The organism is Variovorax boronicumulans, from assembly GCF_040544675.1.
GTDB lineage: Bacteria > Pseudomonadota > Gammaproteobacteria > Burkholderiales > Burkholderiaceae_C > Variovorax > Variovorax boronicumulans_D.
This window is the reverse complement of record NZ_JBEPKK010000020.1, coordinates 62942-76031: the sequence shown is the minus strand read 5'-3', so window position 1 is coordinate 76031 and position 13090 is coordinate 62942. Positions and strand designations below refer to the sequence as shown.

The following is a 13090-nucleotide window of genomic DNA, read 5'->3' as shown; positions in this document are numbered from 1 at the left end:
GCCTTGGCTTCGCCGCCGAACTTGGCCGACAGAACGGTTGCGATTGCAGCCGTCAGCGTGGTCTTGCCATGGTCGACGTGACCGATCGTGCCCACATTGACGTGCGGCTTGGTGCGGGTGAACTTACCTTTTGCCATTTTTCGACTCCGAAAAAAACGATTTCAACGTATGCAGATGGGTTGCAAGCCTGCAGTTGCAACCCCCAAAAACTGGTGCCCTTTGCGGGAATCGGACCCGCGACCTCTCCCTTACCAAGGGAGTGCTCTACCACTGAGCCAAAAGGGCTTTTGTCTAACCAATCGCTTCCGGCGTCGAACCGGGTCTCTGGAGCGGGAGACGGGAATCGAACCCGCGTCATCAGCTTGGAAGGCTGGGGTTCTACCATTGAACTACTCCCGCATCGGGGGCACTTCAAGGCACCCAAAGCGCTAGATCCAATCGCTCTTAGAAACCAAATTCATCGCTGGTGGAGAGGGCTGGATTCGAACCAGCGTACTCGTAAGAGGGCAGATTTACAGTCTGCTGCCATTAACCACTCGGCCACCTCTCCGGCGAACCTCGAAATATAGCACGATTTTGTGACTACACAGAATCCCCAGCACCGAGATGAAGCGGGAGAACTGCTCGAGGCATGAACTGCGCGGATTATCCGCGAATTCAGACCCCCGATTGATGCGCCTCGCGCCAAGCACGCGCTTGGCCGAAATGTCCGCAGCCGATGAACGGGACAGGCGGCCGCAAGGCTGAAAGCGGCGACGGATGATTCGACATCAGCACCTTGTGGCGCTCAACGTCGATCAACGCGCGCTTACTTTGCGCATGCGAGCCCCAGAGCATAAAAACAACAGGCTTCTCACCTTCGGATACATGGCGTATCACAGCGTCCGTCAGCACCTCCCAGCCGCGCCCCGCATGGCTGGCCGGCTGCGCCTCCTCGACGGTGAGACAGGTGTTGAGCAGCAACACGCCGTGCGTCGCCCACTTCACCAGGCTGCCGCCGGGATTGGGGAAAGGCGGCGGTGCGGTGCCGAGGTCGCGCTGCAATTCCTTGAAGATGTTGCGCAGCGACGGCGGCAACGCCACGCCGGGCGCCACCGAGAAAGCCAGGCCCTCCGCCTGCCCGCGCCCGTGATACGGGTCTTGCCCCAGGATCACCACGCGCACGTCTTCGGGTGGCGTCAGCTCCAACGCGCGCAGGGGCTGCGGCGGAAAGATCACCGCGCCCGCCTCTAGGCGCTCGCGCAGGAAACCCTGCAACTTCTGCCCCACGGCACCGGCGAAGAACCCGTCGACCAGCGGCCGCCACCCCGGCGCCACCGCCCAGTCGGCAGGGTCGCTGCCCGACAGCTGATCCTGCGTGCTCATCGAAACAACGCAGCGAGGGCCTCGCCGGGTTCCTTGGCGCGCATGAACGCTTCGCCGACCAGGAAGGCATTGACGCCCGCCGCGCGCAGCGTGGCCACGTCTTCACGCGTGGCGATGCCCGATTCGGTCACCGCCAGCCGGTCGGCCGGGAGCTTGGGCAGCAGGTCGATGGTGGCCTGTATCGACACCTCGAAGTTGCGCAGATTGCGGTTGTTGACGCCGATCAGCGGCGTCTTGAGCTTGAGCGCGCGATCGAGTTCGGCCGCGTCGTGCACCTCCACCAGCACCGCCATGCCGAGCTCGCGCGCGATGGCCTCGAAGTCCTTCATCTGCGCATCGTCCAGGCATGCGGCGATCAACAGGATCGCATCGGCCCCCATGGCGCGCGATTCGTACACCTGGTAGGCATCGACGATGAAGTCCTTGCGCAGCACCGGCAGGTCGCACGAGGCGCGGGCCTGCTTGAGATAGTCGACGCTGCCCTGGAAAAACTGCTTGTCGGTCAGCACCGAAAGGCATGCCGCGCTGATGGTCCCGTCGCCCTCGGCATAGCTTTGCGCAATGTCGGCCGGAATGAAGTCTTCGCGCAGCACGCCCTTGCTCGGGCTGGCCTTCTTGACTTCGGCGATCACCGCGGCCTGGCCGGCAGAAATCTTCGCGCGCAGGGCGGCTTCGAAATCGCGCGTCAGCACGCGGCTTTCAGCGTCGAAGCGGACGGCTTCGAGCGGCGCGCGCTTGAGCGCGGCCGCCACTTCCTGGCGCTTGACGGCAACGATCTTGTCGAGGATGTCGGACATGGCTTGGGGTGCTTTCTTTTTCTCTGAATCTCAGACGATGGCGGAGGCCTTGACCAGTTCGGCCAGCTTGGCCTTGGCCGCGCCCGATGCGATGACGGCGCGCGAACGCTCCACGCCCGCGGCCACCGAATCGACCACGTTCGCCGCATACAACGCCGCGCCCGCGTTCAGCAGCACGATGTCGAGCGCCGGGCCGGCCTGGTTGTCGAGCACCCCCATCAGCATCGTCTTCGACTGCTCGGGCGTCTCCACGCGCAGCGCGCGGTTGCTCGACATCGAAAAGCCGAAGTCCTCGGGGTGCAGTTCGTATTCGCGGATCTCGCCGTTCTTGAGTTCACCCACCAGCGTGGACGCGCCCAGCGAAATCTCGTCCATGCCGTCGCGCCCGTAGACCACCAGCGCATGCTCGGTGCCCAGGCGCTGCAGCGCGCGCACCTGAATGCCCACCAGGTCGGCATGGAACACGCCCATCAGGATGTTCGGCGCGCCCGCCGGGTTCGTCAGCGGCCCGAGGATGTTGAAGATGGTCTTGATGCCCAACTCCTTGCGCACTGGCGCGACGTTCTTCATCGCCGGGTGGTGGTTGGGGGCGAACATGAAGCCGATGCCGCAGGTCTCGATGGAGCGCGCGATCTGCTCGGGCTTCAGGTTGATGTTCACGCCCAGCGACTCCAGCACGTCGGCGCTGCCCGACTTGCTCGACACGCTGCGCCCGCCGTGCTTGCTCACCTTGGCGCCGCCGGCGGCCGCAACGAACATCGAGCAGGTCGAGATGTTGAAGGTGTGCGAGCCGTCGCCGCCAGTGCCCACGATGTCCACGAGGTTCGTCGTGTCGGCAACGGGCACCTTGGTGGACACCTCGCGCATCACCTGCGCCGCGGCGGTGATCTCGCCGATGGTTTCCTTCTTCACGCGCAGGCCCGTGATCAGCGCCGCCATCATCACGGGCGAGCATTCGCCGCTCATGATGAGCCGCACGATGTGCAGCATCTCGTCGTGGAAGACCTCGCGGTGCTCGATGGTGCGCTGCAGCGCTTCCTGGGGGGTGATCATTGGGAAGTCTCCTCTGTCTGTGTTTGTCGTCAATGACCGGCGCGAACGGCCGGGGCGTCGGTGAACGCGAGCTTGAGGCCGAAGCCGATGAAGAGAACGCCGGCGGCACGGTCGAGCCAATGCATGCCTTTTTGCACAGCGCCGCGCCGCGCCATCCAGCCCGCAGCCACCGCCCATCCCACGTTGACAGGAATGGCGTTGAGGTTGAACAGCACGCCCAGCAGCACGAAGTACAGGGCCTTGTTGTCCGCGCCAGGCGCGATGAACTGCGGCACGAAGGCCAGGAAGAACAGCGCCACCTTGGGGTTCAGCACGTTCGTCCAGAAGCCGCCGAGAAAGATCGTCTTGAGGCTGCGTTCGCCGGGCGCCGTGGCTGCAGCCATGCCCAGGTCCGCGGGCGGCGCCGCGCGCGAAAGCACCATGCGCAAGCCCAGGTAGAGCAGATAGGCCGCACCGATGTACTTGAGCACCGTGAACGCCGTTGCAGACGTGGCCAGCAGGGTGCCCACGCCGACCGCCGCCGCAAAGATGTGGACGAAGCAGCCGGCCGTGATGCCGAGCCCGGCAACGATGCCGGCGCGCACGCCCGAGCGCAGCGAATTCGTCACGACATAGAGCACGTCGGGCCCCGGCGTCAGGTTCAGCAACCAGCCGGCGGCGATGAAGGCGAGCAGATGGGGAAGATCGGGCATCGCGTCCTCGCGGAGTTCAGGACTTGAAGAAGGCGCGAATCGCGGCAACCGCCCGGTCCACGCCCGCGGCATCGACATCCAGGTGCGTCACGAAACGCAGGCGGTAGAGCCCCGTCGCAAGAATGCCCTGCTGGTTGAGGCTGGCGATCAGCTCCGCTGAACGCGCCTTGGCCGCCCCCGCGAGATCGACGAACACGATGTTCGTGTGCGGCGCCTCGACCGCCAGGCCCTCGATGCCTTCGAGCCCTTGCGCCAGGCGCAGGGCCAGCGCATGGTCTTCAGCCAGGCGATCGACATGATGGTCCAGCGCATGCGATGCGGCCGCGGCGAGCAGGCCCGCCTGACGCATGCCGCCGCCCGCCATCTTGCGGATGCGGTGCGCGCGCCCGATGAACTCGCGCGACCCGAGCAGCGCCGAGCCGACGGGCGCGCCCAGGCCCTTGCTGAAGCAGACCGACACGCTGTCGAAGCACTGCGCGATGCGGCGCGCTTCGGCACGGATGTCGCTGCGCTTGTTCAGCGCGGCCTGCGCGGTGGCGGCATTGAAGAGGCGAGCCCCGTCCAGGTGCCGCTGCAGCCCTTTGCTCTTTGCCAGTTCGGTTGCGGCCTGCACGTACTCGAACGGCAGCAGCTTGCCGCCCAGCGTGTTCTCCAGCGCCAGCAGCCGCGTGCGCGCGAAGTGCGCGTCGTCGGGCTTGATGGCCGCCTCGATCTGCGCGAGCGGCAGCGTGCCGTCGGGCGCGTGGTCCAACGGCTGCGGCTGCACGCTGCCGAACACCGCGGCGCCGCCGCCTTCCCAGCGGTAGCAATGCGCCTGCTGGCCGACGATGTACTCATCGCCCCGCCCGCAGTGCGAGAGGATCGCGCACAGGTTGCTCTGCGTGCCGGTCGGCACGAACAGCGCCGCCTCGAAGCCCAGCAGCGCGGCGACTTTTTCCTGCAGCGCATTCACGCTCGGGTCGGTACCGAAGACGTCGTCGCCCAGCGGCGCCGCCATCATGGCTTCGCGCATCGCGGGCGTGGGTTGGGTGACGGTGTCGCTGCGCAGATCGACGATGGAAGAGCGGTCGGTCATGGGGTCATTCCAGGAAGTTCTTGAGCATGGCGTGGCCATGCTCGGTGAGTATCGATTCGGGGTGGAACTGCACGCCTTCGATGCGCACATCGTGCGCGAACCCGGTGTGCCGCACGCCCATGATCTCGCCGTCGTAGGTCCACGCGGTGACAGCCAATTCTTTAGGGCAGCTCTCGCGCTCGATCGAGAGCGAGTGGTACCTGTTGACGATGAACTTCTCGGGCAACCCAGCGAACACGCCCTCTTGCGTCGTCGTGATCTCGCTGGTCTTGCCGTGCATGAGCTGTTGCGCGCGAATGATCTTGCCGCCGAAGGCCGCGCCGATGGCCTGGTGGCCCAGGCACACGCCAAGAATGGGCAACTTGCCGGCAAAGGCCTCGATGGCCGCCACCGACACGCCCGCTTCCGCCGGCGAACAAGGCCCGGGCGACACCACCAGCCGCGTCACGCCGGAGGCGATCAGTTCGCCGATCTGCGCGACGGTGATTTCGTCGTTGCGGTGCACCTGCACATCCGCACCCAGCTCGCCGAAGTACTGGACGATGTTGTAGGTGAAGCTGTCGTAGTTGTCGATCATCAGCAGTTTCATGGCTTGCTCACAATCCGGTGCACGCCCTTCACGACGGGGAACACGTTGAAGTTGATCAAGAGGCCCAGCTTGAGGCCCGAAAGACGCAGCGCGGCGAGCACCTGCGCGCGGTGCAGGTCGGTCAGCACATCGACCGCCTTGAGCTCGACGATGACCGACTGCTCGATCACAAAGCCCGCGCGGTACACATCGCCGAGCGAGCGGCCCTTGTAGCTGGCCGACAGCGCCACGTCGCGCGTGAAGCCGATCTCGCGCTCAGCCAGTTCGATGGCCAGCGCGGCGGCATAGGCGCCCTCGTCGAGCCCCGTGCCGAGCACGCGCTGCACTTCGACGGCGGCGCCGATGATCTCGTGCGAGAAGTCGTTCTGAATATCGGGTGCGGTGCTCATGCTTACTCCAGGCCTTCCTCGACCAGTTCGGCCGCACGCAGGAGTGCGCGCGCCTTGGCTTCTGTTTCTTTCCACTCCAGCTCGGGCACCGAGTCGGCGACCACGCCGGCCGCGGCCTGCACGTGCAGCATCTGGTCCTTCACGATGCCGGTGCGGATCGCGATGGCCACGTCCATGTCGCCCGCATAGCTGATGTAGCCGCAGGCGCCGCCGTAGAGGCCGCGCTTGGTGGGCTCGAGCTGGTCAATCAGTTCCATCGCATGCACCTTGGGCGCGCCGGTCAGCGTGCCGGCGGGAAAGGTGGCCTTGAGCACGTCGATCGCGGTCATGCCGTCCTTCAGCGTGCCTTCGACATTGCTCACGATGTGCATCACGTGGCTGTAGCGCTCCACCGCGAAGGCCTCGGTCACCTTCACGGTGCCGGTCTTGGCGATGCGGCCGATGTCGTTGCGCGCGAGGTCGATCAGCATCACATGCTCGGCGCGCTCCTTCGGGTCATTGATGAGTTCTTCCTCGGCAGCCTTGTCGAGCTCCAGCGAGGCGCCGCGCGGGCGCGTGCCGGCCAGCGGGCGAATGGTGATCTTCTGTTCGCCCTCCCCCGTGTTCTCCTGGCGCACCAGGATCTCGGGCGACGCACCGACCACGTGGAAATCGCCCAGGTGGTAGTAGTACATGTAGGGCGAAGGGTTGAGCGAACGCAGCGCGCGGTACAGCGACAGCGGCGACTCGGTGTAGCGCTTGCTGATGCGCTGGCCCACCTGCACCTGCATGAAATCGCCGGCGGCGATCATTTCCTTGGCGCGCTCCACGGCGGCGAGGTAGTCGGCCTTGGCAAAGCTGCGCTCCGGCGGATGCGCCTGCGTGGGCTTCACGATGGGCGCGCTCACCGAATACTTGAGCTTTTCCTTGAGCTCGCGCAGGCGCCGCTTGCCGTGGGCATAGGCCTCAGGCTGCTTCGGGTCGGCGTAGACGATGAGATACAGCTTGCCCGAGAGGTTGTCGATGACGGCCAGCTCTTCGCACTGCAAAAGCAGGATGTCGGGGCAGCCGAGCGTGTCGGGCGGGCAGCTCTTCTCGAGCTTGCGCTCGATGTGCCGCACGGTGTCGTAGCCGAAGTAGCCGGCGAGGCCGCCACAAAAGCGCGGCAGGCCCGGCCGCAGCGCGACCTTGAAGCGCTTCTGGTACTGGGCAATGAAATCCAGCGGATTGCCCGCGGCGGTTTCGACGACCTGCCCGTCGGTCACCACTTCGGTCACCGCATCGGCGCCGAAGCCGCTCGCACGCAGCAGGGTGCGCGCCGGCAAACCGATGAAGCTGTAGCGCCCGAAGCGCTCGCCGCCCACCACCGATTCGAGCAGGAAGCTGTGCTTGCCGCCGCGCTCCGAATGGGCCAGCTTGAGATAAAGGGAAAGCGGCGTTTCGAGGTCGGCAAAGGCCTCGGCCATCAGCGGGATGCGGTTGTAGCCCTGGGCGCTGAGGCTCTTGAATTCAAGTTCTGTGATCACGGATTCGTTCTCCAATTGCCGGCCGACGCCTTCGGTCGGTGGCAAGGTCATTCACTGGTGGCCCGGAGTCGATGCGATCGACCCGGTGCCGCGGGCGCACGGCGTGCGCCGTGCAAATCAAACAGTCAGCGAAGTATGGCTACGCCAGGGCCAGGCTCCCCGGCTGCCTTCACCTGTTTGATTGATGTGATGAACGAACATGAGGGCGCGAGTTTAGCCCACGAAAAAAGGCCGATCGCGCAATAAGGCCGGTTTTGAGGGTTCCCCCGGAGGCTTGTGTTAACACGAAAAGATACATTCGCACGACCGTTCGCAAACACCCAGAACATCAGAACACCAGGAGACTCCCTTGCCCGCACTCTCGATCCCGACCGTGTTCTCCCGTCTCGCGGCGCTGGCCTGCCTGGCCACTGCGCTCGGCGCCTCGGCCGCGCAAGTGGACGTTGCCGGCGTCAAGCTCGAAGACCAGCTCGACCTGCGCGGCACCTCGCTGCAGCTCAACGGCGCGGGCGTTCGCTACAAGGCCATCTTCAAGGTCTATACCGCCGGCTTCTACGTGGGCAAGAAGGTCGCCACGCCCGAAGAAGCGCTGGCCGCCCCCGGCCCCAAGCGCATGGCCATCACGATGCTGCGCGACATCGACGCCAACGAGCTCGGCAAGCTCTTCACCAAGGGCGTGGAAGACAACTCGCCCAAGAGCGAAATGGTCAACCTCATTCCCGGCCTGCTGCGCATGGGCCAGATGTTCGCGGACCAGAAGCAGCTGAAGACCGGCGACACCTTCACCATCGACTGGCTGCAAGGCACCGGCACGCTGATCACGGTGCGCGGCGTGCCGCAGCCCGATCCGGTGAAGGAGCCGGCCTTCTTCAACGCGCTGATGCGCATCTGGCTCGGCCCGAACCCGGCCGACTGGAAGCTCAAGGAAGCGTTGCTCGGCGCCAAGCCCTGACCGGCGGCGCCTTCATCATCAAAGGTCGACCAGCGAATCCACGAAGCCGTCGGCATCCACGCCGCGCACCGGCTCGCCGTGGTTGTAGCCGTAGGTCACCAGCACCACCGGGCAGCCCGCGGCACGGGCCGCGCGCGCATCGTTGCTTGAATCGCCGACCATCAGCGTGCGCGACGGCGCAGTGCCCAGCGCCTCGCAGGTCTTCAGGAGCGGCAGCGGGTCGGGCTTCTTGCGCTCGAAGGCATCGCCGCCGAACACCTGTTCGAAGAACCCTTCGAGCCCCTTTGCGGCCAGCAGCGGCTTGGCGAAGGAGGTCGGCTTGTTGGTGAGGCAGGCCAGCCGCAGGCCCCGCGCCCTAAGCGCCTGGAGGCCTTCGACCACCCCGGGATACACCGCCGAGTACTGGCCGTTGATGGCCAGATAGTGGTGCTGGTAGCGCTCCCAGGCGCGCTCGAACAGCGCCTGTGCGCTTGCCTGGACGCCTGCCGCATCGGCTGCGCCCGCAGGCGTCATCACGTGCACAAGCGCCGAATGGATCAGGTGCTCCGACCCCTTGCCCACCATCCGCTCGATGGCGGCGGGTGGTACCTGCGGCAAGCCAAGGTCGCGCAGCATGCGGTTCAGCGCCTCGGCGAAATCGCCGAGGGTGTCGACCATGGTGCCGTCGAGGTCGACGATGGCGGCATCGAAGCGGGATTGGTCGGAGCGAATGGAGTTCAAAACAAATAGATGGAGTTCAAGAAATTTCGAAGATCCTAGACGAGGAAAACTTCGGATATCAATCGATCCTGATGTTGTTCGCCTTGATCAGACGGCCCCAGCGCTCGCGCTCGTCCTTCACGTACTTCGCCATGTCGTTCGGTGTGCCCGGCAGTCCTTCGACGCCCAGGGCGAGGAAGCGGGCCTGCACCGCCGTCGAATTCAATGCATCGACCAACGCCTTGCTGAGCTTCGCCACCGTTTCAGCAGGTGTGCCGCTCGGCACTGCAAGCCCCTGCCACGCATACGCCTCGAAATCGGTCAAGCCCTGTTCGGCCAGCGTCGGCACGTCGGGCAGTGTCGCAATGCGCTTTGCGCTCGCGACCCCAATGGCCTTGACCTTGCCGGCCAACACGAACTGATTGCCACTGGCCGTGTCGACCATCATGAAAGGCACCTGGCCGCCGAGGATGTCCTGCATCGCCGGCGCCGCGCCGCGGTAGGCGACGTGCGTCATCGCGATGCCGGTTTTTTCGCGCAGCAGTTCGGTCGCCAGGTGGTGCGGACTCCCGGCGCCGGCCGAAGCGTAGTTCACACCGCCGGGCTGCGCCTTGGCCCAGGTGATGAACTCCTTGAAGTTCTTCGCCGGCACCTGCGGACCGACCACCAGAACGAGCGGAAAGCGCGCCAGCATGCCGACCGGTGCGAGGTCTTTCTCTGCGCTGTAGCTGAGCTTGGAAAACAGGAACGGGTTGGCTGCGAGCGTGGCGAAGTCGGCCGTCAGCATCACATTGCCGTAGTCCTTCGATCGGGCGACAAAATCGGCGGCAATGTTGGTCGCCGCGCCAGGCTTGTTGGTAATGACGACGGGCCGGGCGAGGTTCTTCGACATCGCCTCGGCGGTGGCGCGCGCAACGGCGTCGGAGCCGCCGCCCGCGGCGTAGCCGACCACCCATTCGATGGGTTTGCTGCTGTCCTGCGCGACGGCGAGATGGGTGGTTGCGGCCAGTGCCAGGCCGGTCAGGAAAAGGCGAATCATGGGTTTGTCTCCGGTGGTTGTGATGGGAATTTCTTCAGCTGCGTGTTGCGGCGGCGAATGCCTCGCGCAGCACGGGCAGCGATCCGATGTGGTTGGCCAGCACAAGCACCAACCGCGCGTTGAAGGCGTGGCTTTCGTCCGTGGAGAGGCCCTGGTGCGCTTCGATCAGCGCCTCGTAGAAATCGTCCGGCACTTCGAGGTTCGGTGCGGTCGTCAGGTGCGCAGTGTTGGCTTGAGACATGCGGGAATCCTTCAGGCGTTGCAAAGCGCGCGATGCAGCGCGGCACGCACGATGACGGCGTCGGCCTGGCGCCAGCGTCCGCACAGATGTTGGTCCGGGCGCAGCAGATAGACCGTGCCGGCTCGCGCGTCGTAGCGTCGGGCCGCCAGCGCGTGGGCTTCATCGATCGGGATGCGTACCGTCGCGACGGGCACGCCGGCGGCGGCGCCGGCTTCGGCCACGGCGCGCGCCGCGCGGTCGGCCGTCTCGCCGCCGCCGAACACCACCGCCGTGAATGCAGAGCCGGCTGCTTCCTGCAGCAGCCAGCCCGCCTTGCCATCGGCGCGGATCACCGGCGCGTCCGCCGCCACGGCACCCGGCACCATGCCCCCTTCGAAGGTATCGGTGTCCGGCGTGTTCAAGGCCGAGGTGCGCAGCGTGGCCGGCACGGACAACCGGCCGCTGTTGACCAGGGTGCGCGCAAAGGCGTGGGACTTTGCAAGGTCCAGCACCGCGTCCCGGAACAACCTGCTGATCTCGCTCTTGGGCGTGATGAAGTCGGTGGCGCGCGTCGAGTTGAGAATGTTCTCGTCGGCCGCGTATTCGCGTTCGTGGCCGTAGCTGTCGAGCAGCGCGTCCGGCGCCTGATGCCGCAGGACCGCGGCAAGCTTCCACGCCAGGTTCTCCGCGTCCTGCACGCCCGAGTTGGCGCCGCGGGCGCCGAACGGGGAGACGCCGTGCGCCGAGTCCCCGGCGAAGAACACGCGGCCATGCCGGAACCGGTCCATCCGCAGGCACGAGAAGGTGTAGACGCTCGCCCATTCGAGATCGAACTGCGCGTCTTCGCCCAGCAGCGCCTTGACGCGGGGAATGACCTTCTCGGGCTTCTTTTCTTCTTCGGGATCGGCGTCCCAGCCGAGCTGGAAGTCGATGCGCCAGACATTGTCGGGCTGCATGTGCAGCAGCACGCTCTGGTTGCGATGGAATTCGGGATCGAACCAGAACCAGCGCTCGGCAGGCCGGTCGAGCTTCATCTTCACATCGGCAATCAGGAAGCGGTCCTTGAACTGGCGCCCCTTGCTTTCCAGCCCCAGCAGCCCGCGCATGCTCGAGCGGCTCCCGTCGCAGGCCGCGACATGGTCGGCCTCGAGCCGGTACGGCCCCTCGGGGGTCTCGACGGTCAGCTCGACATGGTCCGCATGCTGCGCGACACCCGTGACCTTGTTCTTCCAGCGCAGATCGATCAGCGGCAGCTCGGACGCGCGCTCGGCCAGGTAACCTTCCACGTAGTACTGCTGCAGGTTGATGAATGCCGGGCGCGCATGCCCCGTTTCGGGCAACAGGTCGAAGCTGTAGATCTCCTCGTTCTTGAAGAACACGCGGCCGACATTCCAGGACACCCCCTTGTCGACCATCCGGTCGCCACATCCGAGCCGATCGAAAATCTCGAGCGTGCGCTTCGCAAAGCAGATGGCACGGGAGCCGGTGGACAGCGTGTTGTCGTTGTCCAGAAGGACCACCGGAATCTCGCGCTGCGCCAGGTCGATGGCCAACGCCAGCCCCGCCGGGCCGGCGCCGACGACGACCACCGGGCGGCGCACTGGCGTCGCGGCGTCCTGGTCGGGATGGCGGACGTAGTCGAACACCAGCTTCTGGTAGTCGACGGCTTCCCCCTTGCGGTGCGCAAGTTCATTCAGTTGCATGGTTCTGTCTCCTGCGGCGCGAGGTGGGCGCCTGCTGATTGCTGCGGGCGTTCAGCCTTCCAGCGTCTTCCACATCTCGATGTCGCGCTCGGCCGTCCAGATGCGCGGATCCGGGTACTGGGTGACCTCGTCGTAGCAACGCGTCACGTCGAACGGCATGCAGTGGTCGAAGATGACCCAGTGGCCGTACTTGGGCTTGAGCCTGGCGAAGGTGTCCTGGTAGACCGCATGAAGGTCCTTGCCGGCGGCCACGCCGGCTTCGACGCTGGCACGCACGTCGGCAATGAAACCGCCGGTGGCCTTGAGGCCGGCTGCGACCTGCTCCTCGCCCAGCAGAGCGGGGCCGCGGCCTGGAACCAATGCGGCGGGCTTCAAGGCCGCCACGTTCTCGAGCGTCTCTGGCCAATCCTTGAAATAGGCATCTCCGGCGTACGGCGTGGCGTCGAACTCGACCAGGTCGCCGCTGAGCAGTACGCGATCCTGCGGCAGCCAGACCACGGTGTCGCCCTTGGTGTGGCCACGGCCGAGCTGCAGCAGCTGCACCTCGAGCTTGCCCAGCCACAGCGTCATCTTGCCGGTGAAGGTCATGGTGGGCCAGGTCAGGCCCGGGGGCACGGTCTCGACGTTCTGGAACAGGCGCGGGAAGCGGCCGATTTCGCTGGCCTTGTCCTCTTCTCCGCGCTCGACGATCAAGTCACGGGTGTCCTGGCTCGAAATGATCTGCTGCGGATTGAAGCCGCTCGCGCCCAGCACGCGCACCGCGTGATAGTGGGTCAGCACGACGTACTTGATCGGCTTGTCGGTCACCTCGCGGATGCGCCTGACCACGTCTTGCGCCATGGCCGGCGTGGCCTGGGTGTCGGCCACGAGCACGGCGTCGTCTCCCACGATGATGCCGGTGTTCGGGTCGCCCTCGGCGGTGTATGCCCAGGCGTGGTCCGACAGCTGGGTGAAGCTCACCGTCTTCTCTTCGAGGTCGGCTTGGGAAGCGAATTTCTTGGGGGTGTTCATG

The 13090-nt window shown here is 65.6% G+C and carries 15 protein-coding genes and 3 tRNA genes; 1 reads left to right on the top strand and 17 read right to left on the bottom strand.

Annotation, left to right across the window (positions count from 1 at the left end; translation table 11 throughout):
- From ABIC90_RS25380 to trpE, 12 genes are all read right to left on the bottom strand, one after another.
- The coding region (locus ABIC90_RS25380; RefSeq protein WP_280812214.1) for a GTP-binding protein at positions 1–137 on the bottom strand (137 nt) is incomplete at its 3' end.
- 73 nt (positions 138–210) lie between these two features.
- A tRNA-Thr gene (locus ABIC90_RS25375) sits at positions 211–285 on the bottom strand.
- A 40-nt stretch (positions 286–325) separates the two neighbouring features.
- Positions 326–399: transfer RNA gene (locus ABIC90_RS25370), tRNA-Gly, on the bottom strand.
- Between the two features lie 65 nt (positions 400–464).
- Positions 465–550: transfer RNA gene (locus tag ABIC90_RS25365), tRNA-Tyr, on the bottom strand.
- A gap of 107 nt (positions 551–657) precedes the next feature.
- Positions 658–1365 carry a uracil-DNA glycosylase gene (locus ABIC90_RS25360; RefSeq protein ID WP_354359146.1) on the bottom strand — a complete coding sequence of 236 codons (708 nt, stop codon included), beginning with the start codon at positions 1363–1365 and terminating at the stop codon, positions 658–660.
- On the bottom strand, positions 1362–2162 hold the full coding sequence (gene trpC, locus ABIC90_RS25355) for an indole-3-glycerol phosphate synthase TrpC (protein WP_354359144.1): 801 nt from the start codon (positions 2160–2162) through the stop codon (positions 1362–1364). The genes ABIC90_RS25360 and trpC overlap by 4 nt, the downstream gene beginning before the upstream one ends.
- A gap of 30 nt (positions 2163–2192) precedes the next feature.
- Positions 2193–3215 carry an anthranilate phosphoribosyltransferase gene (gene trpD / locus ABIC90_RS25350; protein ID WP_354359142.1) on the bottom strand — a complete coding sequence of 341 codons (1023 nt, stop codon included), beginning with the start codon at positions 3213–3215 and terminating at the stop codon, positions 2193–2195.
- A 29-nt stretch (positions 3216–3244) separates the two neighbouring features.
- Positions 3245–3907 carry a LysE family translocator gene (locus ABIC90_RS25345; protein WP_354359140.1) on the bottom strand — a complete coding sequence of 221 codons (663 nt, stop codon included), beginning with the start codon at positions 3905–3907 and terminating at the stop codon, positions 3245–3247.
- 16 nt (positions 3908–3923) lie between these two features.
- Positions 3924–4982, bottom strand: a complete 1059-nt coding sequence (gene ltaE / locus ABIC90_RS25340) for a low-specificity L-threonine aldolase (protein ID WP_354359138.1) — start codon at positions 4980–4982, stop codon at positions 3924–3926.
- Positions 4983–4986: 4 nt separating this feature from the next.
- The gene (locus ABIC90_RS25335; RefSeq protein WP_354359136.1) at positions 4987–5571 is read right to left on the bottom strand and encodes an aminodeoxychorismate/anthranilate synthase component II; all 585 of its coding nucleotides are present in this window, start codon (positions 5569–5571) and stop codon (positions 4987–4989) included.
- Positions 5568–5960 (bottom strand): GxxExxY protein, encoded by a 393-nt coding sequence (locus tag ABIC90_RS25330; RefSeq protein WP_354359134.1) that lies wholly within the window; start codon positions 5958–5960, stop codon positions 5568–5570. The genes ABIC90_RS25335 and ABIC90_RS25330 overlap by 4 nt, the downstream gene beginning before the upstream one ends.
- A gap of 2 nt (positions 5961–5962) precedes the next feature.
- A complete protein-coding gene (gene trpE / locus ABIC90_RS25325; protein WP_354359132.1) occupies positions 5963–7465 on the bottom strand; it encodes an anthranilate synthase component I in 1503 nt (500 codons plus the stop codon).
- 349 nt (positions 7466–7814) lie between these two features.
- Here trpE and ABIC90_RS25320 point away from each other — a divergent pair, with 349 nt between their 5' ends.
- The gene (locus ABIC90_RS25320; RefSeq protein WP_354359130.1) at positions 7815–8417 is read left to right on the top strand and encodes a chalcone isomerase family protein; all 603 of its coding nucleotides are present in this window, start codon (positions 7815–7817) and stop codon (positions 8415–8417) included.
- Between the two features lie 18 nt (positions 8418–8435).
- Here ABIC90_RS25320 and ABIC90_RS25315 read toward each other — a convergent pair whose 3' ends face one another.
- From ABIC90_RS25315 to ABIC90_RS25295, 5 genes are read right to left on the bottom strand one after another with little or no spacing between them, the layout of a single operon-like run.
- Positions 8436–9137, bottom strand: a complete 702-nt coding sequence (locus tag ABIC90_RS25315; protein WP_354359128.1) for a phosphoglycolate phosphatase — start codon at positions 9135–9137, stop codon at positions 8436–8438.
- Between the two features lie 58 nt (positions 9138–9195).
- Positions 9196–10155 (bottom strand): Bug family tripartite tricarboxylate transporter substrate binding protein, encoded by a 960-nt coding sequence (locus tag ABIC90_RS25310; RefSeq protein WP_354359126.1) that lies wholly within the window; start codon positions 10153–10155, stop codon positions 9196–9198.
- Positions 10156–10189: 34 nt separating this feature from the next.
- Positions 10190–10396: a DUF2783 domain-containing protein gene (locus ABIC90_RS25305; protein WP_354359124.1), complete on the bottom strand. Its 207-nt coding sequence runs from the start codon at positions 10394–10396 to the stop codon at positions 10190–10192.
- Positions 10397–10407: 11 nt separating this feature from the next.
- Positions 10408–12078: an FAD-dependent oxidoreductase gene (locus ABIC90_RS25300; RefSeq protein ID WP_354359123.1), complete on the bottom strand. Its 1671-nt coding sequence runs from the start codon at positions 12076–12078 to the stop codon at positions 10408–10410.
- Positions 12079–12129: 51 nt separating this feature from the next.
- Positions 12130–13089, bottom strand: a complete 960-nt coding sequence (locus tag ABIC90_RS25295) for an MBL fold metallo-hydrolase (protein WP_354359122.1) — start codon at positions 13087–13089, stop codon at positions 12130–12132.
- Position 13090 lies beyond the last annotated feature (1 nt).